Source organism: Kitasatospora sp. NPDC127111 (assembly GCF_042677465.1).
GTDB lineage: Bacteria > Actinomycetota > Actinomycetes > Streptomycetales > Streptomycetaceae > Kitasatospora.
Genome location: NZ_JBHXTG010000012.1, coordinates 49,595 through 67,912, shown reverse-complemented (window position 1 = coordinate 67,912; position 18,318 = coordinate 49,595). Strand labels below are relative to the sequence as shown.

The following is an 18,318-nucleotide window of genomic DNA, read 5'->3' as shown; positions in this document are numbered from 1 at the left end:
GGACGGTCGTCAAGTCTGTCGGCGGCCCCGCGCGGGCACAAGCCCGCCCGGGGCCGCCCGGGGCGCCGGTGCGTCAGCCCGTCGATTCCGTGGCCGCGGCCGTGTCCGTGGCCGTGGCCGCGGCCGAGACGGCGGGGGCGGGTATCGCCCGCTCGGCGGCGCGGCTGACGTCCTCCCACCCGGCCCAGGTGTCCATCCGCTTGCGCGCGAGGTCGAAGGCGAGGTCGTAGACCATGCTGCCGAGGAGCAGGCGCAGCGGGGGCTCGTCGGTGTCGACGAGTTTGAGCAGTGCGGTGGCGGCGAGGGCCGGGTCGCTGTCGATGGCGCCTTCGGCCCATTGCTTGGCGAGTTCCTCGCGCAGCGGGGTGTAGGCGTCCAGGGGGGTCGTGCTGTGCATGGCGGTGTAGAGGTCGGTCCAGTAGCCGCCGGGCTGGATGATGCTGACCTTGACGTCGAAGGCCGCGGCCTCCGTGGCGAGGGCTTCGCTGAGGCCTTCCAGGGCGAACTTGCCGGCGCTGTAGAGGCCGGTGCTGGGGAAGCCGCCGAGGGCGGCGATGCTGGAGACCTGGACGAGGTGGCCGGCGCGCTGGGCGCGCAGGACGGGCATGACGGCCTGGCTGACCCAGAGGGCGCCGAAGAAGTTGAGGTCCAGGTGGGCGCGGGCCTCGGCCTCGGTGAACTCCTCGACCATGCCCATCGCCAGGGCGCCCGCGTTGTTGACGACGATGTCGAGGCGGCCGAAGTGGTCGGCGGCCTCGGTGACGGCCGCGAACACGGCGTCCCGGTCGGTCACGTCCACGGTCAGCGGCAGGACCCGTCCGGGGTGGGCGGCCGCCAGCTCCTCCAGCGGTCCGGCCGTGCGGGCCAGGACCGCGACCCGGTCGCCCGCGGCCAGGGCCGCGTCGGCGAAGGCGCGCCCGAGGCCCCGGCTGGCGCCGGTGATGAACCAGACGCGGTCGGTGTGTGCGGCGGTGGTGCTCATGTGATGCGTTCCTGTCGTGTCGGTTGGTGTGTCGGTTGGCTGCCCGGACGTCGGCCCGGTCGGCGGGTCGGCGGGTCGGCGGGTCGTCGGGTCGTCGGGTCGTCGGGTCGGCCGTCGGCCCGGTCGTCGGCCCGGTCGTCAGGGAAGGAGTCAGAAATCGATCATGTGGCCGGCCAGGCCGTGCACGGCCTCCTTGACCGCCTCGCCCAGCGTCGGGTGCGCGTGCACGTTGCGCGCGACCTCGTGCACGGTCAGGTCCCACTGCTGGGCCAGCGTCAGCTGCGGCAGGAGTTCGGTGACGTCCGGACCGATCAGGTGGGCGCCGAGGATCTCGCCGTGCGTGGCGTCGCTGATCAGCTTCACGAAGCCGACCGGGTCGCCCAGGCCGTGCGCCTTCCCGTTGGCGGTGAACGGGAACCGGGCGACCCTGACGTCGAAGCCGCGATCCCGCGCCTGCGCCTCGGTCCAGCCGAAGCTGGCGATCTGCGGCCGGCTGTAGGTCGCGCGCGGGATCATCGGGTAGTCGAGTTCCATCGTCTCGGCGCCGGCGATCGTCTCGGCGGCGACGACGCCCATGGCCTCCGCGGTGTGGGCGAGCATGAGCTTGGCCGTCACGTCGCCGATGGCGTAGATGTGCGGCACCGAGGTGCGGCAGCGGCCGTCGACGTCGATGGCACCGCGCTCGGTGACCCGCACCCCGGTGGCCTCCAGGCCGTAGCCGGTGACGTTCGGCGCGAAGCCGATCGCCTGCAGCACCCGGTCGGCCTCCAGGACCCGCGGCGCGCCGTCCTGGCCCGTGACCGTCACGCGCACCCGCGGGCCGGACTCGTCGATCGACTCGACCCTGGTCGAGGTGAGGATCTCGATCCCCGATCCGCGGTACCGCTTCGCCAGCTCGGCGGAGACCTCCGCGTCCTCCGACGGGGCGATCCGGTCCAGCAACTCGACGATGGTGACCTTCACCCCGTAGGTGTGCAGGACGTACGCGAACTCGATGCCGATGGCGCCCGCGCCGGCGATCACCACCGACTCCGGCAGCTCGTCGGCGAGGATCTGCTCCTCGTACGTCACCACGCGCTCGCTGCGCCGGGTGCCGGGCAGCAGCCGCGGCGAGGCGCCGGTCGCGATGACGCAGTGCCCGAACGACATGGTGCGGATGGTGCCGTCCGCCTCGGTGACCTGGAGGGTGTGCGCGTCCAGGAACGTGCCCCGGCCGTGGACCTCGCTGATGCCGTTCTTCTTCATCAGGTGGTGGACGCCCCTGACCCGGCCGTCGGCGACCCGGCGGCTGCGCCGGAACGCCTCGCCGTAGTCGAGCGACACCGGGCCGTCCACCGTGATGCCGAACGCCTTCGCCTCGTGCGTGAGGAGGTGCGCCACCTCGGCGTTGCGCAGGAGCGCCTTGGTGGGGATGCAGCCGACGTTGAGGCAGACCCCGCCCCAGTACTTCTCCTCCACGACGGCGACCCGCTTGCCCAGTTGGGCGGCGCGGATGGCGGCGACGTAGCCGCCCGGTCCCGCTCCGAGCACGACGACGTCGAAGCGATTGCACATGGTTGCCCCTTGGCGTTGGAAGGAGGTCTCGGAACCGGTGGTGCTCAGGGAGCGGTGCGGCCGACGCGCCAGACCGTCAGGGCGGTCAGCAGGCCGATCGCGGCGGCGGTCCAGAGCGCGGCGGTGAGGGACGCGGCGTTGACGACCAGGCCGCCGAACAGGGCGCCGAGGGCGATCGCCAGGTTGAACACCGAGGTGTTCAGGGCGGTGGCGGCCTCGGCCTCGCGCGGCGCGGACCGCAGGATCCAGGTCTGCACGCTCACCGGGACCCCGCCGAAGGCCAGGCCCCAGCCGATCAGCAGCGCGATCCCGCCGACGGGGTTCGTCCCGACGAGCGGGAAGAGCCCCAGGACGGCGGCGAGCAGCAGACCGATCGCCATGACGACCCTGCGGACGTCGCGCCCCACCACCCCGCCGGCCAGGAAGTTGCCGAGGATGCCGGCGGCGCCGAAGACCAGGAGGAGCGGGCCGACCATGCCCTGGCCGATGCCGGAGACGTCCTGCAGGACGGGGCTGACGAAGGTGAACGCCGCGAAGTGGCCGCCCACCAGCAGGAACGTGGTCAGCACTCCGGCGCGGACGGCACGGTTGCGGAACTGCGCGGCGAGCGTGCCCAGCCGCACCGGCTCGGTGGCGGGCAGGGACGGCAGCAGGACGAGCAGGGCGGCCACGACGAGCAGGCCCAGGCCGCCGACGGTGGCGAACGCGGCCCGCCAACTGCTGAACTCCCCGATCAGGGTCCCGGCCGGCACGCCCAGCACGTTGGCGGCCGTGGCGCCGCCGAAGGTGATGGCGGTGGCCCGGCCGACGTACGCCGCGGGCACCATGCGCACGGCGATCCCGGCGGCGAGCGCCCAGAACCCGCCGATGCTGATGCCGACGAGGAGGCGCGAGGCGAGCAGGACGGTGAACGAGGGGGCCAGCACGGACAGCAGGTTGGCCGCCGCCATCAGGCCGAGCAGCCCGACCAGGACGGTCCGGCGGTCGGTGCGCCGGATCAGGACGGGCAGCAGCGGCGCGGCGGCGGACGCCACCAGCCCGGGCACGGTCACCATCAGGCCGGCGGCCCCTTCGGAGACGTCGAAGGCGCCGCCGATGGGGGTGAGCAGTCCCAGCGGCAACTGCTCGGCGGTCACCATGGCGAACGTGCCGACGGCGACGGACACCAGGGCGAGCCAGCCGCGCAGCGGTACGCCGGCGGCCGGGTCGCCGGCGGACGACTCTGCGGCGGTCGGGGACGAGGGGCCCGGATCGGCGGTCCGGACGGGTTCGACGGTGGTCATCGGCAACTCCTTGACGGCGGGTGGCCGCGGGCACACGGACATGGCCGCACGGCAGCGGAACGCGGGAAGACGGGAACGCGCGAACGCGCGAACGCGGACGGCGGACGTATCGGGGACGGGCGGACGTACCGGGGACGGGCGGCTCAGGCCCGGGCCAGCGGGGCGCTCCAGCGGTCGAGCGCCGCGTACGCGGGCCGCCACCGCTCCCCGTACGCGCGGCGGGCGGGCTCCGGCAGCCGGGCCAGGACGGCCGTGGCCGCCCGTTCGTCGGCGCCGTCCAGGAGCCACGGCACGAGCAGTTCGGCGTGCGGGCCGATCCGCTCGGCGTGGGTCCGCCCGAAGTGCGCCCACTGCTCCTCGCTCAGGACGACCTGGACCAGCGGGAACACCGCGTCCTCCTCGTGGCCGAGGTGTCCGGCGAGGCCGGTGACCAGCGAGCCGGTGAGCACGCCGAACAGGTCGGGTCCGGTCGCGGGGACGGGCGCGGAGCAGGTCAGGGCGTCGTCGATCGCCGTGACGAGGGCGGCGAGCGTGGCGTGCTCGGCCTCGATCGCCTCCAGCCGCGTCAGGTCGTACGGCCGGCCCCGCAGGGCCCGTCGCAGGGCCGGCCACAACGCGTCGTCCTCGGCGGAGTGGTGGGCGCGCAGGGCCCGCTTGAACAGCTCCCAACCGGTGGAGGTGCGCAGCACCTGCCGGGGGTCCGGGTCGCTGCGGGCGGTGACGTCGGCGATGTGCCGCAGTTCCCGGCGCAGCGCGCCGTGCATGGCGTCCACGACGGCCATGTCGAGCCTGTCGCTCACGGCGGTTGGTCTCCTCACGACGGAGTCCGGCCGAGCACGCCGTACTCCGGCATCACGGATCCCGTCAGGTCAGCAAGGGGGAAAGGGGGTGAGGAAGCCGTGCCCGAGGGAGCGGCGCATCGCGAATGCGGCCGCGGGGCACGGGACTTCCGCCCGGGACCGGGCCCCTCGGCAGGGGCGTTTCCCGGACACCTCAACTCTCCACCGGTGCCGTGACGTGATCAACGTGGACTTCGTGAGTCGATCGATAACCGAGCGGTTATCGCAGGACGGGGCGCCGCCCCCGAGGCCGCGCCGCCCCCGTCACCGGGGCTGGCGGTCACCGGGCGCGCCGGGTGTGCCGGGGTCACCGGGCGTGCCGGGCGCTCCGGGGCGTCACCCCCGCTTCCTGGCCGCGAAGGCGTCGAAGTCGCTGCGCGGCGGGGTGCTCAGCTTCTCTCCGACCTGCTGCACCAGGGTGTGCATGGCCACCGACATCACCTCGGCGTCGACCTCCTGGGAGGCGACCACGGCCAGGTGGGTGCCCTGGGTGGCGGCGATGATGAACAGCCAGAGTTCGGACAGCTCGACGATGACCTGGTGCACCTGGCCGCCGTCGAAGAGCTGGCCGACGCCGCGGGCCAGGCTCTGCTGGCCGGTGGCCACGGCGGCCAGGCGCTCGGCGTCGGCCCGCTCGATCGAGCGGGAGTGGCTGGCGACCAGGCCGTCGTCGGAGACCAGGACGGCGTTCCTGGCCCCGGCCACCGAGCCGACGAGTCCGTCCAGCAGCCGGTCGAGGTCCTGGTGGTTCGCGATCGTACGGTTCATGGAGGGTCATCCGTCCTGGTCGTTGGGGGTTCCGCGGCGGCGGTCGATTCGGTGGGGGCGGCCGGTCAGGTGCCGTGGTCGGGTTCGAAGGAGGGTCGGTGGTCCGGGGCCGGTTCGCCGGGTTCGGAGGGGTGGCGGGGGAGGAGGCGCTGCTCGCCGGAGTCCTGGCCGCCGCCGCCCCGGCCGCGGGCCGCGCGGGACTGCCGCTGGAACGCGCCGATCGCCGCGCCCGAACGCCGGGCCGGCCGCTGGACCGGGCTCGCCGCCCCGGCCGGCTGTTGCGCCGGGCTCGCCCCGCCGGCCCCGCCGAAGGCGCTGGAGCCGCCAGTGCTGCTGGAGCCGCCGGCATCGCCGGCACCGCCGGTGCCGCCGAGGCCCGCCGTACCGGGCGTCCGGTCGGCCCGGGCCCGGCGCGGGACGCGCAACTCGGCGGCCAGGCCGGCCTGACGGACCCGCTGCGGCAGCGGCGGCTGCGCGCCGCTCGGCCCGGTCAACGGCGTGGCCGAGGCGTACTCGCGCCGCTCCCGCCGCTCGGCGAGCCGGTAGTGGTCGGCCGGCCGGTACTGCTCGTCCGCGTACGGGGCCTCGGCGGGCGTCACCTTGGCGTAGGCGATGTCCGGGTAGGCGGGGGCGTCGTACCCGGCACCGGCGGACGCCGGGGCCGGGGCCGGGGCCGTCGTGCGGGTGGGGTCCGCCACCGGGTCGTGCGCGGCCGGGTCGTCCACCGCGGTGCCGTCCACCGGGGTGTCCCAGGCGGGCCGGTCGCCGTTCCCGTCGCCGGGTCGCGCGGTGCCGTGCCCGACCGGCTGACCGGCTGCGGCGGGCTGCTCCACCGGCAGGTCCGACGGCTGCTCGCACCGTTGCTCGGACCGCTGCTCGGACCGCTGCTCGCACCGCTGCTCGGACTGCTGCGCCGACGGCCGGAGGTACTCGACGTGGGCGAACGCCTCGGCCGGCTCCTGCCCGCCAGCGATCGGGACCAGCACGGTCTCCGGCGGCTGGACGGCGGCCGCCCGCGCACCCGCGGGCTCCGGCTCCGACGCGGACCCCGAAGCGGCCTCCGGCGCGGACCCCGGGGCGTCCCCCGTCTCCGCCGCGAGCGCCGCCCTCCGCGCCCGCCGGACGAGCGCGGAGGGCTCCACCGGTGTGGCGTCCGGCAGCCCCGCGTCGCCGTCGATGACCAGCTCGGCGGGGACGAGCACGACCACCCGGGTGCCGCCGAAGGCCGACGGCCGGAACTCGATCGTCAGACCGGTGTCGGCGGCCAGCCGGGCGACCACGGGGAAGCCCAGCCGGACGTCGTCCGCCTGGGCCAGCACGTCCGTCCGGGGTGGCCGGCTCATCAGCCGGTTGGCCGCGTCGTACTGCGGCGGGTCCATGCCGAGCCCGCGGTCCTCGATCTCGACCGCCAGGCCGCGGCCGACCATCGCCGCCCGCACCTCGACCGGCGTCGGCGGCCGGGAGAAGGCCACCGCGTTCTCCATCAGCTCGGCGAGCACGTGCGCGAGCGGGCCGACCGCCCGTTCGGAGAGCCACGGGTGGCCCTCGACGTCCAGCAGGATGCGCCGGTGGTCCCGCACCTCGCCCTGGGCGGACCGCAGCACGTCCAGCAGGGGGACGGGCTTGCGCCGGCGCCGGTGTGGATTGCCGCCGGCCAGGATGACGAGGTTCTCCTCGTGGCGGCGCAGGCGGGCGGTGAGGCGGTCGAGGTCGGACAGGCCCTCCAGTACCTCCGGGTCGTCCAGCTTGCGCTCCAACTCGTCCAGCTTGCGCAGCTGTTGGCCGGTCAGCAGCTGGCTGCGGCGGGCGATGCGCTGGAGCAGCCGCTCGAAGCCGCGGTGCTGCTCGGCCTGCCGCACGGCGCTCGCGAGCGCGGCCGCGCGGGCCAGGTCGAGCGCCTCGCCGAGGCGGGCCAGCTCGTCCGTCCCGCTGCCACGCCGCCCGGTGGGCCTCCCGGCCGACATGCCGGCCGACATGCCGGCGGTGATGCCGGCGCCCGTGCCGGGAGCGACGGCCCGGGTCCCGGCCTCGACGTCCGCCTGCTCGCCCCGGGCGAGCCGTTCGACCACCTCGGGCAGCGTGCGCTCCAGGTCCTCCGCCCGGGTGTACAGGTCCTTGATCCGGCGGCGCAGCGAGCGGGTCAGCCGCCAGCTGGTCACGGTGACGGCGACGACCGCGATCAGGCCGATCAGGGTGGTCGGCACGACCCGGGCGAGCGGCGACCGGAACGCGTCCTCGCCGACCCGGACGACCCCGTCGGTCCGGGTCTCGATCGCCTTCACCAGTTGCGGGTTGAGCTGGTCGAGGGCCTGCCGCCACTGGTCCTGCGCGGGCGGCAGCTTGACCGTGCCGCCCGCGTCCGCGCTGTTCGGCCGGAGCAGCGCCTGTTCGACGGCGGACTTCGCCTGCCACGCGGGACCGGTCATCAGCTCCCGCCAGGCACCGGCCTCGGCGGCCGGGAGGTACGGCACGACCTGCACGGTGAACAGCTGGTTCTGCGCGCCGATGGCCTGCTGCACCTGCTGGTAGTCGGCGGTGCCGAGCTTCCCGGACGGCCAGCCGCGCGCCAGGACGGCGTCCTCGCGGGCGAGCATCTCCTTGGCCCAGAAGGCGTTCACCAGCGTCCTGGAGGTCCAGGTGACCTCGCCGTCGTCGACGTGGCCGAGTGCGGTGAGCAGCCGCAGGTCCACGGCGATCAGATCGGTGTAGTACGCGAAGGCGGTCGGCTGGTCGACGGCGGCGCGGTCGATCGCCGACCGCTGCTCGGCCAGTCGGCCCAGTGCCTGCCGCACCTCGGCGACGGCGCCGCGCACCTCACCCGGGGCGCTGTCGGCGGTCTCGCCGGAGAGGGCCTGGAACGCGCGCACGGCGTCGTCGGTCAGCTGCCGTTGGCGGCGCAGCGCGTCGGTGACGCTGCCGGGCCGGGCGAGCGCCTCGGCGCTGAGCCGGCGCTCCTCCTGGAGGTGGTGGTAGACGGTGCTGGAGGGCCGGCCGGCCTTCCGCACCAGCAGGCCCTGGTCCGCCTGGCGGTTGAGGTCGAGGAGGCTCCGGCCGCTGGTGACCGCCCAGAGGGCGGCGAGGGCCAGGCCGGGGACGACGGCCAGGACGAGCAGCGCCGTCCGCGGGGACGGGCGCGGACGCCGGCGGACGTGGCGGGGGGTCTTCGGCGGCGGCCGCCGCCGATTCGCACGCGCGCGCAGAGCTCACTCCTAGGGACTGGCGGTCGGCCTGGGGGGCCGATCCGTCCGGGCACGGGCTGATGACGAGGTGATACTAGTCATACCGTGTAATAGGAGTGAAAACCCCTTCGCCATCTGGGCGGTGGGCACACACAGCCTTAACACAACGTCAGTCCGGCGTTCATGCTCGGCCTCCGAAGCGACCCCTCCGGCGGGATGCCCCCGGCTCCGGCGGGATGCCCCGGCCTTGCGGGCCCGGTGTGTCGGTCAGTCCGTGAGCAGCCGTGCCCTGGTCGCCGCCGACTCGGCCTCCAGCGCCCGCCCCGCGCCCTCCCCGCCCCCCGCTGCACGGCCTCCACCAGCTCGGCGTGCGCCGCGTAGCCGGGTGCCGGATCGCCCTTGCGCGGCCCCAACAGCCCCAACAGCCCCACCAGACGCTCCCGGAGGAGGGGGGCGAACTCCGCGGGAACAGGTCGGACGGCACCGGATTGTGCGCGGCCGCCACCACGGCCGTGTGCAGCGCGATGTCGGCGTCCACGAACTGCGCGTCGTCCGCCGACCCGGCCTCGCGACGGGTGGTGAGCGCTCGGTCCAGCGCGGCGATGTCGGCCTCGTCGCGCCGGACGGCCGCCAGCCGGGCCGCCTGCACCTCGACCATCGCCCGGACCTCGTACACGTGCACCAGCTCCGCCCGGCGCAGCCGACGACAGCGGGCACGAGGTCACGGCCGACGAGCTGTACGCGCTGTTCCGGGCGACGTACCCGGACGCGGCGGTGCGGGTGCCGTGGCGCACCGGCGAGGAGGACGGCCGCCACTGGGCGCGGGTCGGCGACCACCGCGGCGAGGGCAACGGCCCGCTGGGCGCCGTCACGGCGGCGCTGCGCGCGGCGGGGACGGCCGTGGACATCCTGCGGTTCACCGAACACGGCGTCGGCCCCGGCCCCGGCGCGGACGCGGTCGCCTACGTCGAGGCGCGGGTCGGGTCCGGTCACGGTGGCGGGGGAGAGGTGGTTCGGGGCGTCGGGCGGGACTCCTCCGTCCTCACCTCCGGTGTGCGCGCGGTGCTCAGCGCCGTCGGGCGCGCGAGCAGGGGACGATGGCGCGATGACGTCCTCCACCTCTCCCGGCGTGCCCGAACGTCCCGACCTGCCGGAAGCTCCCGGACTCCGCGAACTCCCCGAACTCGCCGAACTCGCCGAGCTCCCCGAGCTCCACGACCTGCCCGCCCGGAGCCGGGCCGTGGCCGAGGCCCTCGCCGCGGCCGGCCTCCCCGGCAAGATCCGCGTCCTGCCCGACTCCGCCCGCACCGCGGCCGCGGCCGCCGCCGCCCTCGGCTGCGAGGTCGGCGCCATCGCCAACAGCCTCGTCTTCAGCTGCGACGGCGCGCCGCTGCTGGTCATGACCAGTGGCGCCCACCGCGTCGACACCGCACACCTGGCCCGGGAGCTGGGCACCGGCCCGATCACCCGCGCGAGCGCCGCCCAGGTCCGCGAGGCCACCGGCCAGGCCATCGGCGGCGTCGCCCCGACCGGCCACCCGGCGCCGCTGCGCACGGTGGTGGACGAGGCGCTGGCGGGCTACGAGGTGCTGTGGGCCGCCGCCGGGCACCCGCACACCGTGGTGCCGATGACGTACGAGGAACTGCTGAAGCTGACCGGCGGCACGCCGTCGGCGGTGGCGCAGGACTGACGCCCCTCGGGCGGCCGTCCGCTCTCCCGGTCGTGTTCGCGACCGGGAGAGCGGGACGGCGGCTCAGGGCTGGGCGAGGCGCTGGAAGAGCCCGCCGATCGCGGCCTTGTCCGCGATCATCGGGAGCGAGTCGAAGTACAGCTCCCAGGTGCCGTTCGGGCCGACGCGCTCGACGATCCCGAACGAGATGCTGGTGCCCTTCGGCTCACCGCTGCCGGGCTCGGCGCTCTTGAGGACGGTGGCCGTGCCGTACCACTCCAGGTACGCGGTGGACCTGCCGAACGCCGCCTGGCCGGGCTTGAACGTGACGTCGGCGTACTGGAGGAGGCGCTGGAAGTAGGCGGCCTTGGCTTCGGCGGTGGTCAGCGGCGCGGCCAGTCCGGGCGCGGTCAGCGCGCTGCCCGCCAGCCGGGCGGCGAGGGCGTCGGCGTCGTGCGAGTTCCAGGCGGCCAGCCGGGCGCCGATCTCGTCGGCGCGGAACCGCTCCGGTGTCCGGCGGCCGTTGGGGCCCGCGCCGGCCCCCGCACCGGCCCCGGTGGCGGGCGCGGCGTCGGCGAGGTCGGCGAACGGGCTGCGCAGTTCGGGGGCCGCGTGGCGGAAGAGCTCGTAGCGGTCGTAGTAGCGGCGGGCCTGGATGGTCCTGCCGTCGTCGCCGAGCACGTTGCGGGCGACCTGCGGGTAGGCAACCTTGTGCCCCTTGAGCGTGACCTCGTTCCACTGGCCGAACATCATCGACGCGCCTTCCGTGACGACGTCGGTGCCCCGGTAGCGGAGGTCGGGGGCGAGGGCGAGCGAGCCGGTGATCGAGGTGCCGATCGCCGTGCGCCCGCGCTGGGGATCGCCGCCGGCCTCCCAGAGGGTGGCCTCGTCGTCGAAGATGTCGAGGTAGGCCTGGACCCGCGGGTGGGAGAGGTCGCCCCGGGCCGGCGGCGTGCCGGTCGGGATCTCGCCGAACGCGATCTGACGCTTCATGAAGGCGCACGCGTTCGGGGTGACCCGGCCCTCCAGCCGCTCGACCTTCGCCCGGACCTCGCCGCACTCCACGCCGCCGTCCCGCGGGTCGGCGGCGGCCCCGGCGGCCCCGGTCGCCACGGCGGTGAAGGAGAGTCCGACGGCGACGGCGGCGGCGGCGGTGAGCGGTCCGGTCCGGCGGGCGGTGTTGGCGAGCATGGTGATACCTCGTCCCTCGTGGTCGGTGGCCGTGCCCGGGCGGTCGGCCCCGGGCACGGGCATCACCCTCGCGGACGGCGGACGGGGCGTCGATTACCTCGGAGGTCATGTGCCCTCCGGGTGCGATTCCGCAGGCAGGGGCCGATTTCGTCTTTCGATCATCCGCTGATAAGTTCTTCCATGTCGGCGGGACGAGATCGCGGAAGTGATCGAGACCCGGACCGTCAGGCGTCGGTGGTGCAGCGGTAGCACGCCCACTTTCAGTGGGAGGGGTTCGTTCGATTCGGGCCCGGCGCTCAACATCGCAGGGGCGGAAGTCGCATTCGACTTCCGCCCCTGTCGGCTTTCCGGGCCGTTAACGGCTTCAGGGGAGTACGTCGTAGGTGTAGACCGAGGAGATGTCGAGCACGGACCTCGGCGTCGCGGGTGCCCCGAGTGGGGAGATGATCGGGTCGTCGATCCGCTCGCCCTTGTACGTGGCCGCCGGGGCGGTCATGTCCGGGGCGTAGAGCCGGCCGAAGCGGTTCATCCAGCCCTCCCAGATCCGGTCCACGTTGCAGTGGTGGAGGAAGAACACCGGGTCGTTGGGGGAGGTGCCGGGCGCCATGTCGCCGCTGATCCACACGTGGACCTGGTTGTGCATGTGGACCGGCCGGGTCAGCTCCCTCGGGATCCAGCCTTCCAGCAGGTTGCGGAAGCCCTGCGAGGTGCTGTTGAAGTTCAGCGTGTCGTACCGGTCGGCCGGGTCGGTGCTGCCGGCCGGCGGTGTGTAGGCGAGTGTGGTCTTGACCTCCGCACTGGTCGGCAGGGTGGGCCAGTCCGTGGCGAAGAAGCGGTCCAGGCCACGCACGGGTTCGGCCTGGACGGGCATCCCGGAGGGGTCGCTCTCGATGCGGATGGCGAAGGTGTTCGGATTGGCGGGGTCGAAGGCGAACGGCCCGTCGCTGACCGGCGTTCCGGTGAGCGGGTCGCTCTGCCCGCCGAGGTACGCGGACGTGAAGATCTCGGCACTGGTGGGCGAGCCGAGGTCGCCGTCGGCCGCCCAGTCCCAGTAGGGGAGAGCGAAGGACGGCTTGTTCAGCACGCGCTGGATGTTCGACTCCAGCAGACCGAGCATCACCCGGTGCCACGGCAGGAAGATCGGCCCGCGGTGGGCGGCGTTGCGGTTCCGGGGATTCCCGCCCGGCGGAATGGGGGTCATCATCGTCCAGCAGTGCCAGATCACGAACAGGTCGTAGGTGAACACCGGGGCGGGGGTCCCGGGGACGCCGAGCTGGTCGGTGGTGAAGGTGGTCTGTTCCTGCTTGAGCGCGAGGACGCCCTGGATGTAGTCGTCCCGTGCGGTCGCGTCGGTGAGGATGTTCTTCCGGACGACGGACATCTCACTGGCCCTTCGGGAAGTGCCTGGGGAACTTGCGGATCAGCTCCCGGACGGTGTCCAGCGCCGAGGTGAACTGGTAGGCGGGCAGGCCGTGGCAGGACAGCATGCCGTCGTCGTCCACGTCGAGCCCGGCCGTCAGCGGCTTGCCGTCCACGGTGACCTCGTAGGTGGTGACGATCTTGATCTGGCGGCCCTCGAACTCCGCCGTTCGGACGGACGACGAGTGGCCGGCATGGTGGCCCATGCCTCCCATGTGGTCGTGCGCGGGTTTGATGCTCGCGAGGTAGCGCCCGAGCGTCTCCGGTTCGGCGGCAGTGGTCAGGTCTGCCGGGGTGATGGTCGGGTCCATGTCTGCATCCCGGGGGTCGCGCTTCCGGCGCGCCGCCGGAGTGCGGACGCCGTCCACGTCCCACCATCCCGCCGGGCGCGCGGCTCCGCAGCTCGGACGGCCCGGCGGCCACGCAGGGCGACCGCCGGGCCGGGTGGGAGGGGCGGAGGTGGACGGACAGTGACCGGAGCGGTCGTCAGACCGCGAACGCCGCCGCCCAGCGGGCGGTGCCGGACGGCAGCGGGTCACCCTCGTTCAGGCTGAGCGCCATCCACGCCTCGTCGGGCGCGTCCATGGTGAGCACCACGCCGTGCGCGGAGGCGCGGACGAAGCCGAACCGCGGGTAGTACGTCGGGTGCCCGAGCAGGAACACGAAGCGCTCGCCCATCGCGCGGGCGGCAGCCAGCGCGGCCCGGACGGTGGCCGAGCCGGCCCCGGTGCGCTGGTGGTCCGGGTGCACGGACACCGGGCCCATGGCGAGGGCCGGGACGTCACCGATGTGCGCGCGGGAGAGGACGACGTGGGCGACGGGCGTGTCGGTGGCGTCGGTGGCCACGGTGGCGACGAAGGAGAGGCCGTCGATCCAGCCCGCGTCGGTACGGAGAGCCGCGAGGAGGTCGGCCTCGTGCGCCCGGCCGAAGGCGGCGAGGGTGAGGGCCTGGACGGTGGGGACGTCCGAGGTGGTCTCGGTGCGGGTGAGCCAGGAGGAGGACGAAGAAGACATGGGGAAACCCTCGGGTGAAGGGCCCTGGCGCAACGCGGAAGTACGGTCAGACCAGGGCCCGGGAGATGAGTACGGGCGTCCGGGCGCTGCGCAGCACAGGCGCAGCGGTCATCACCGCGGCCACAATCTCACCTTCCCCGTCTCTCTCGGCATCCTGGTCAAGCACGGACGGGCCGACCGTAGCAGGGCGGGGAGCGAGGGCGCTCCCCGTTTTCCGCCCGGATGCACCGCCGGCCGCCCACCGGGTGGTGGACGGCCGAGGCGGGGGTGGTGCGTCAGAGCGAGGCGGCGAACTCCACGAACGCCTGCCACGCGGCCGGCTCGAAGGTGAGCTGCGGGCCGGCCTTGTCCTTGGAGTCACGGACGTGGACGGCCTCGGTCGCCTCGGCGATCTCGATGCACTGGCCGCCTTCATTGCTGCTGTAGCTGCTCTTGCGCCAGGCGATCTCGACGCACGCGCCGCCTTCGTTGCTGCTGTAGCTGCTCTTGAACCATGCCAGCTTCGTGCTCATCGCTCTCCCAGCATCTTCTCGATCAGAGACAGGGACTCGTGTGGAGTGAGGGCCTGCGCCCTGAGGGTGCCGTATCGCGCGTTCATGATACGGACTTCGTCCTGATCTGTGATCAGCCTACTGCTCGTCTGAACTTCGATATAGCCGTTCTGGGGTCGGCCCTTGGGGGTGATCAGAATGAACGAGCCACCCATGCCCGCGTGCTCGGTTCTGTCCAACGGCAAGACTTGGACGACCATGCCGCGTGTCTGGCCGACTTCCAGGAGACGGTGAAGCTGCCCCGAGTGGACGTCCCAACCGCCCAGAGGCCTTCGCAGGACACTCTCGTCGATTACCCAGCTGAACACGGCCCGGGGCCATCGAGCCAGGATCTCCTGTCGCGCCATTCGTGCCGCAACCCGGATCTCGATCACCTCCTCCGAGAGCAGCGGCTGCCGCATCTCGAACAGAGCCCGGGCGTGCGCTTCGGTTTGCAGGAGACCGGGAATGAGGAGCGTGCTGTAGTCGTGGTATTCGACAGCCTCGGCCTCCAGTCCCGCGAAGTCCCGGAACCACGCCGGGTGCCGCACCCGGGCCTTCGCCTTCGCCTGCTGCACATCGTCCTTCGCGATGCTCAACAGCCCACCGGCATTGAGGAGTTTGTCCGCCGCGTCCAGCAGCTCCGGCTGCGGCGTGCGCTTACCCCGTTCCACCGAGCCGATCATGGCCTCGGTGTAGCCGACGTGGTTGCCCAGCTCCTTCTGCGTCATCCCCGCCCGCTCGCGCAGCAGCTTGAGCTGCTTGCCGAGGGCGCGGAAGAAGTCCGACACCTCCGCGAGGTCCTCCGCCAACTCCGGCCTGGCCTCGCCGCTCGCGCCGCCACCCCGTACGTCACCCATTGCGACCACCCCTGATTCCAGGTCACGCCCAACAGCCCAAACAGGACACGGTATGCACCCGGACAAACACTCCCCGTGTCCGCCTGATGCATGGTCAGGGTACGCCCGGCCCTCCACGCTGGATCACATGAAGTCCGAAATTCCCGTAGACACCGTCGCCCCGCGCCGTCTCGCGACCCTTCTCACGCCCACCCCCAAGGGGGCCGCGCTCGGGCGCCGCATCGCCCGCCAGCAACTCACCGCCTGGCGCATCAACTCCCTTGCCGAGGAGCCGTTCCACTCCGCCCTGCTGATCATCGCCGAGCTCGCCGCCAACGCCTCCACCCACGGCCGCGTCCCCGGTCGGCGCTTCGAGCTCGCCCTCGCTCTCACCGTCGACCCGCACGTGCTCCGCATCGAGGTCTCCGACTGCCGGGGCGACCGGCACCCCGTCCTCCCGGCCGTCTGCGCCCCCAACTCCCGGTCCGGGCGCGGTCTCACCCTCATCGACGCCCTCGCCGACCGCTGGGGGTCCGACCCCCGCCACCCCAACGCCAAGACCGTCTGGGCCGAACTCGACCTCCCCGCTGCCCGTGCCGTCTGAGCGCCCCGCCACCGTCACCCGCGTCACCGCCCTCACCCTGCTCCCGATCAGCCTCCTCCTCGCTCTCCTCACTTGGGCCTACCCCACCCACCCCACCGAACCCGCCCCCACCCCGAGCGCCACCTCGACCCCAACCCCCTGACCGCGCACAGGAAGTCGGCCCAGCCGACTTCCTACGCGAGCGCGCTCGCCGCGGCGTCGAGGATCCTGCCGAAGGTGTGGGCGATCAGCGGCTTGGCGACCACCCGGGTGAGCGCGGCGCCGAAGGGCGCACGGACCTCGAAGGTGGTCGTCCACTCCACCTCGGTGCCCCCGGTGACCTCCCGGAAGGTCATCCGGCCGAGCTCGTGCCGGGACGGCGGGAAGCTGCGCTCCACGGTGTACTCGAAGTCGTGCGGCGCGTTGTAGGTGGTCACCCGCTCGCGGAACCACCCGATCGCCCACGTGTGCGCCCGGACCGCCCCCACCCCGTACGGCGCCCCCGCGCCCGGGCGCGCCAGCCGGGCCCGGAGGATGAGCGGTGAACGGGTGTAGTTGGTGGTCGTGGCGCACCAGTCGAACACGTCCGCGATCGGCGCCGCGACGACCCGTCGAACGGTCAAGGTCTCCACCGGTGTTGTCCCTTCTCCTGCCCGCCGGCCGCTGCCCGCCGCGCGGGACGGCGGCCCCGCGCGGCAGGTGGACGGGACACGGCCCGGGAATGTGACAACCGGAACCCCGATCAGTGCGTCACCGGCCGGTGACCCCGTCGATCAGCTCGCGCACGACGTCGGCGTGGCCGTTGTGCCGCGCGTACTCCCGGATCATGCCGAGCATGATGCCGCGGACGTCGTACACCCGGCCGCGCCGGGTGGTGACGGTGGCGTTCGGGTCGAGGTCGGCCGTGATGGCCCGGCTGCGCTCGCACAGGGCGACGAAGCGGTCGACGTCGGCGTCCAGGCCCTCGCTGCGGTCGAGTTCCCAGTCCCAGTCGATCTCCTCGCCGTCGTAGTACGGGTACGGCTCCTTGAGGCCGGCGACGCACTCGACGAACCACCACTGCTCGATCGTCGTCAGGTGCCGGACGAGGCCGTGCAGCGTGGTGTCGGACGGAACCGTGCGCCGACCGGTCTGCTCGGCGGTGAGGCCCTCCAGCTTGGACAGCAAGTTCGCCCGCTCGTGGTCGAGCCAGCTGTTCAGGGCCGCCATCTCGGGGCTGACGGTGGGCGGATCGACGCGCCGGAGGGGAGAGGTGAAGGTCATGGCGGTCAGTGTCGGACGGCCCGCAACGGCTCGGCAACCGAAATTGGGGGCGCCGGCCAACCCGTCGGTCAGCGCCCTGCGGACGACCGGAACGCCCAGCCGGCGGACCTGCGAGCACCCCCCGTCAGCCGACCGGGACTCACGGCGCTCTCTCGTCGGAACGAGCACCGGTCTGCTCGGCCTCCACCCGCCCGTTGCCGCGACTGCCCAGGGCGTGCCGGCCGTTCCCGTCGCACCGATGCTCGACCTGGGGGCGTTGGAATTGCTTCGACGCGGGCCGCTTCGTCGCGGGACGTCACGTGATCGGCCGGACAGCTGCCAGCCCCCGCCCCTCCTGCACAGGAAGTTGGCCTGGCCGACTTCCTGTGCAGGGCTTCGTCCGGTGGCGCACGTAGGATCCTGACGTGCCTGATCTGCTGCCCTCCGTCCCCCGCTCCCCGGGGCCGCCGACCTCCGGCGGGGCCGCGATCGCCACGCCCGTCGGCGAGCTGGAGTTCTCCGCCCGGATCGGCGCGTGGTCGGTGCCGCGCCGGCCCCAGCGGGCCTTCCGCCTGCCCGGCGGCGCGCTGGTCCACCGCTGGGAGCACGCGTCGGCCGAACTGGAGCTGCTGATCTGCTCGTACGAGGCGGAGGAGACCGAGTTCACCCTGCCCGTGGCCGCCTGCTGGGGCGCCGTCTGGAGCGTCCGCGCCCGGACCGCGCTGGAGCGGGTGCGGCTGTCCGCGTCCTTCCGCGACGTACCGGCCGACGTGCGGAGCGACGCCGCGGTGGGCCAGGCGGTGGCCGCCGTCGAACTCTGGAACGCCGGCACCGACCTCACCCTGAGCGGCTCGGACGAGGAGGAGCTCTGCGCCCGCGCGGGCGCCGGCGACTCCCTGCCCCGCCGCTGGGCCGCCCTCCTCGACGACGTCCACCGCCGCTCCCACCCCACGTGGGGCGTCGAGTACCGGCCCGACCACCAGGGCCTGACCTGGGCGCTCCCCCCGTTCGCCCCCGGCGACCACGCCCTCCTCCACGCCGCCGTCAGCTGGCGCACCCCCCTCCCGGACGACCCCGACGACGACACCTCCACCTGGTGGGCCACCATCCTCACCCAACCCCGCCACCTCCTGGCCGCCGCCGCCGCAGCAGCAGCCGCCGCCGCTTCGGACCGGTAGCGCCCGTGCGGCCGAGGTGGACGGCCGGCTGCGGCGGCCACGACGGCC

Annotated in this window: 18 protein-coding genes, 1 tRNA gene and 1 pseudogene; 5 read left to right on the top strand and 15 right to left on the bottom strand. The window is 73.7% G+C overall.

Features of this window, described 5'->3' with window-relative positions; genetic code table 11:
• Nucleotides 1-73 precede the first annotated feature (73 nt).
• The 7 genes from ACFVHB_RS10785 to ACFVHB_RS10755 form a co-directional block, all read right to left on the bottom strand.
• Nucleotides 74-982, bottom strand: a complete 909-nt coding sequence (locus tag ACFVHB_RS10785) for an SDR family NAD(P)-dependent oxidoreductase (RefSeq protein WP_380318401.1) — start codon at nt 980-982, stop codon at nt 74-76.
• Nucleotides 983-1,132: 150 nt separating this feature from the next.
• Nucleotides 1,133-2,536 (bottom strand): dihydrolipoyl dehydrogenase, encoded by a 1,404-nt coding sequence (gene lpdA, locus ACFVHB_RS10780; protein ID WP_380318398.1) that lies wholly within the window; start codon nt 2,534-2,536, stop codon nt 1,133-1,135.
• Nucleotides 2,537-2,580: 44 nt separating this feature from the next.
• Nucleotides 2,581-3,819 (bottom strand): MFS transporter, encoded by a 1,239-nt coding sequence (locus tag ACFVHB_RS10775; protein ID WP_380318395.1) that lies wholly within the window; start codon nt 3,817-3,819, stop codon nt 2,581-2,583.
• A gap of 143 nt (nt 3,820-3,962) precedes the next feature.
• Complete coding sequence (locus ACFVHB_RS10770; RefSeq protein WP_380318392.1) at nt 3,963-4,619, bottom strand: hemerythrin domain-containing protein; 657 nt, start codon at nt 4,617-4,619, stop codon at nt 3,963-3,965.
• A 375-nt stretch (nt 4,620-4,994) separates the two neighbouring features.
• On the bottom strand, nt 4,995-5,426 hold the full coding sequence (locus tag ACFVHB_RS10765) for a roadblock/LC7 domain-containing protein (protein WP_380318389.1): 432 nt from the start codon (nt 5,424-5,426) through the stop codon (nt 4,995-4,997).
• A 65-nt stretch (nt 5,427-5,491) separates the two neighbouring features.
• Entirely contained in the window at nt 5,492-8,431 is a 2,940-nt protein-coding gene (locus ACFVHB_RS10760) for a nitrate- and nitrite sensing domain-containing protein (protein ID WP_380318386.1), read from the bottom strand.
• Between the two features lie 355 nt (nt 8,432-8,786).
• On the bottom strand, nt 8,787-9,263 hold the full coding sequence (locus tag ACFVHB_RS10755; RefSeq protein WP_380318619.1) for a FadR/GntR family transcriptional regulator: 477 nt from the start codon (nt 9,261-9,263) through the stop codon (nt 8,787-8,789).
• 116 nt (nt 9,264-9,379) lie between these two features.
• On the opposite strand from ACFVHB_RS10755, the pseudogene ACFVHB_RS10750 reads away from it, so the two are divergent.
• Together ACFVHB_RS10750 and ACFVHB_RS10745 are read left to right on the top strand one after the other, a co-directional pair.
• Nucleotides 9,380-9,676 (top strand): annotated as a pseudogene (locus tag ACFVHB_RS10750) (alpha-isopropylmalate synthase regulatory domain-containing protein); the annotation flags it as partial.
• Between the two features lie 34 nt (nt 9,677-9,710).
• The gene (locus tag ACFVHB_RS10745) at nt 9,711-10,295 is read left to right on the top strand and encodes a YbaK/EbsC family protein (protein ID WP_380318384.1); all 585 of its coding nucleotides are present in this window, start codon (nt 9,711-9,713) and stop codon (nt 10,293-10,295) included.
• A gap of 63 nt (nt 10,296-10,358) precedes the next feature.
• Here ACFVHB_RS10745 and ACFVHB_RS10740 read toward each other — a convergent pair whose 3' ends face one another.
• Complete coding sequence (locus ACFVHB_RS10740; RefSeq protein ID WP_380318381.1) at nt 10,359-11,522, bottom strand: hypothetical protein; 1,164 nt, start codon at nt 11,520-11,522, stop codon at nt 10,359-10,361.
• Between the two features lie 171 nt (nt 11,523-11,693).
• Here ACFVHB_RS10740 and ACFVHB_RS10735 point away from each other — a divergent pair.
• Nucleotides 11,694-11,762: transfer RNA gene (locus tag ACFVHB_RS10735), tRNA-Glu, on the top strand.
• A 67-nt stretch (nt 11,763-11,829) separates the two neighbouring features.
• On the opposite strand, the gene ACFVHB_RS10730 is transcribed toward ACFVHB_RS10735, so the two are convergent.
• The 5 genes from ACFVHB_RS10730 to ACFVHB_RS10710 all read right to left on the bottom strand — a co-directional run bounded on the left by ACFVHB_RS10730 (nt 11,830) and on the right by ACFVHB_RS10710 (nt 15,288).
• On the bottom strand, nt 11,830-12,846 hold the full coding sequence (locus ACFVHB_RS10730; protein WP_380318378.1) for a tyrosinase family protein: 1,017 nt from the start codon (nt 12,844-12,846) through the stop codon (nt 11,830-11,832).
• 1 nt (nt 12,847) lies between these two features.
• The gene (locus ACFVHB_RS10725; RefSeq protein ID WP_380318375.1) at nt 12,848-13,195 is read right to left on the bottom strand and encodes a hypothetical protein; all 348 of its coding nucleotides are present in this window, start codon (nt 13,193-13,195) and stop codon (nt 12,848-12,850) included.
• A gap of 175 nt (nt 13,196-13,370) precedes the next feature.
• Entirely contained in the window at nt 13,371-13,898 is a 528-nt protein-coding gene (locus tag ACFVHB_RS10720; RefSeq protein WP_380318372.1) for a GNAT family N-acetyltransferase, read from the bottom strand.
• A gap of 275 nt (nt 13,899-14,173) precedes the next feature.
• The gene (locus ACFVHB_RS10715; RefSeq protein WP_380318369.1) at nt 14,174-14,410 is read right to left on the bottom strand and encodes a DUF397 domain-containing protein; all 237 of its coding nucleotides are present in this window, start codon (nt 14,408-14,410) and stop codon (nt 14,174-14,176) included.
• Nucleotides 14,407-15,288, bottom strand: coding sequence for a Scr1 family TA system antitoxin-like transcriptional regulator (locus ACFVHB_RS10710; protein ID WP_380318366.1), 882 nt, complete (start codon nt 15,286-15,288; stop codon nt 14,407-14,409). Before ACFVHB_RS10710 ends, ACFVHB_RS10715 begins: the two co-directional genes overlap by 4 nt.
• Nucleotides 15,289-15,415: 127 nt before the next feature.
• Here ACFVHB_RS10710 and ACFVHB_RS10705 point away from each other — a divergent pair, with 127 nt between their 5' ends.
• A complete protein-coding gene (locus ACFVHB_RS10705) occupies nt 15,416-15,871 on the top strand; it encodes an ATP-binding protein (protein ID WP_380318363.1) in 456 nt (151 codons plus the stop codon).
• A gap of 173 nt (nt 15,872-16,044) precedes the next feature.
• Here the strand turns inward: ACFVHB_RS10705 and ACFVHB_RS10700 are convergent, their stop codons facing one another.
• On the bottom strand, nt 16,045-16,482 hold the full coding sequence (locus ACFVHB_RS10700; RefSeq protein WP_380318360.1) for an SRPBCC family protein: 438 nt from the start codon (nt 16,480-16,482) through the stop codon (nt 16,045-16,047).
• 118 nt (nt 16,483-16,600) lie between these two features.
• Nucleotides 16,601-17,113, bottom strand: a complete 513-nt coding sequence (locus ACFVHB_RS10695; protein WP_380318357.1) for a DinB family protein — start codon at nt 17,111-17,113, stop codon at nt 16,601-16,603.
• Between the two features lie 404 nt (nt 17,114-17,517).
• On the opposite strand from ACFVHB_RS10695, the gene ACFVHB_RS10690 reads away from it, so the two are divergent.
• On the top strand, nt 17,518-18,270 hold the full coding sequence (locus tag ACFVHB_RS10690; protein WP_380318354.1) for a hypothetical protein: 753 nt from the start codon (nt 17,518-17,520) through the stop codon (nt 18,268-18,270).
• Nucleotides 18,271-18,318 lie beyond the last annotated feature (48 nt).

Bases quoted from the DNA above. Each gene is read 5' to 3' on its own strand.
- ACFVHB_RS10785 (WP_380318401.1), bottom strand. From the start codon at position 982: ATGAGCACCACCGCCGCACACACCGACCGCGTCTGGTTCATCACCGGC.
- lpdA (WP_380318398.1), bottom strand. From the start codon at position 2,536: ATGTGCAATCGCTTCGACGTCGTCGTGCTCGGAGCGGGACCGGGCGGC.
- ACFVHB_RS10775 (WP_380318395.1), bottom strand. From the start codon at position 3,819: ATGACCACCGTCGAACCCGTCCGGACCGCCGATCCGGGCCCCTCGTCC.
- ACFVHB_RS10765 (WP_380318389.1), bottom strand. From the start codon at position 5,426: ATGAACCGTACGATCGCGAACCACCAGGACCTCGACCGGCTGCTGGAC.
- ACFVHB_RS10755 (WP_380318619.1), bottom strand. From the start codon at position 9,263: ATGGTCGAGGTGCAGGCGGCCCGGCTGGCGGCCGTCCGGCGCGACGAG.
- ACFVHB_RS10745 (WP_380318384.1), top strand. From the start codon at position 9,711: ATGACGTCCTCCACCTCTCCCGGCGTGCCCGAACGTCCCGACCTGCCG.
- ACFVHB_RS10730 (WP_380318378.1), bottom strand. From the start codon at position 12,846: ATGTCCGTCGTCCGGAAGAACATCCTCACCGACGCGACCGCACGGGAC.
- ACFVHB_RS10725 (WP_380318375.1), bottom strand. From the start codon at position 13,195: ATGGACCCGACCATCACCCCGGCAGACCTGACCACTGCCGCCGAACCG.
- ACFVHB_RS10720 (WP_380318372.1), bottom strand. From the start codon at position 13,898: ATGTCTTCTTCGTCCTCCTCCTGGCTCACCCGCACCGAGACCACCTCG.
- ACFVHB_RS10715 (WP_380318369.1), bottom strand. From the start codon at position 14,410: ATGAGCACGAAGCTGGCATGGTTCAAGAGCAGCTACAGCAGCAACGAA.
- ACFVHB_RS10710 (WP_380318366.1), bottom strand. From the start codon at position 15,288: ATGGGTGACGTACGGGGTGGCGGCGCGAGCGGCGAGGCCAGGCCGGAG.
- ACFVHB_RS10705 (WP_380318363.1), top strand. From the start codon at position 15,416: ATGAAGTCCGAAATTCCCGTAGACACCGTCGCCCCGCGCCGTCTCGCG.
- ACFVHB_RS10695 (WP_380318357.1), bottom strand. From the start codon at position 17,113: ATGACCTTCACCTCTCCCCTCCGGCGCGTCGATCCGCCCACCGTCAGC.